The organism is Tenacibaculum sp. IB213877, from assembly GCF_034043975.1.
Lineage (GTDB): Bacteria > Bacteroidota > Bacteroidia > Flavobacteriales > Flavobacteriaceae > Polaribacter.
This window is the reverse complement of the sequence record NZ_JAXCHH010000039.1, coordinates 1-766: the sequence shown is the minus strand read 5'-3', so window position 1 is coordinate 766 and position 766 is coordinate 1. Positions and strand designations below refer to the sequence as shown.

The following is a 766-nucleotide window of genomic DNA, read 5'->3' as shown; positions in this document are numbered from 1 at the left end:
TATTGTCAGTGGAACGGCAACGATTGCCGATACGAGTTCCCCTACTACAGGAGTGACGGTAGCAGCAGGCGATACGGTTACTTTACGATGGACAATCAGCAACGGAAGCTGTACCGATAGTACGGATGATGTGGTACTGACCAACGATGCGTTGCCTACCACAGCGGCAGCAGGCACCGACCAAACCCAGTGTAACACCCCAGGCTTTACCATGGCAGCCAATACGCCTACGGTAGGTACAGGAATATGGAGTATTGTCAGTGGAACGGCAACGATTGCCGATACGAGTTCCCCTACTACAGGAGTGACGGTAGCGGCAGGCGATACGGTGACTTTACGATGGACGATCAGCAACGGAAGCTGTACCGATAGTACAGACGATGTGGTACTGACCAACGATGCGTTGCCAGTAGCAGGTTTAACTAGTAGCGATGCAGACAATACAATTTGTGCTGGAGAGAGTGTAACCTTTACAGGTACAGGAGGGGATGCATATGAGTTTTTTATAGACGGAGTAAGCGTACAAGCGGAATCTGCTACAGCTACATATACGACTGCAGGCTTAAGTAATGGCCAAGAGGTAACTGTTCGTGTGGTGAATACTACCACAGGATGCGAGTCTTTAAGTACGGGGATTATAATGTCTGTTAATGTAGGACCTGATAATGATTCTGATGGAATATCTGATGATTGCGATCCCGATGATGATAACGATGGAAACCCAGACGGTACGGATGCGAATCCATTAGTACCCACTACGGCAGAC

The 766-nt window shown here is 48.8% G+C and carries 1 protein-coding gene; it reads left to right on the top strand.

Annotated elements, in window-relative coordinates:
* Positions 1-766: hypothetical protein (locus SLH33_RS12985; protein WP_320419543.1), on the top strand; the 766-nt coding region annotated here is incomplete at both ends.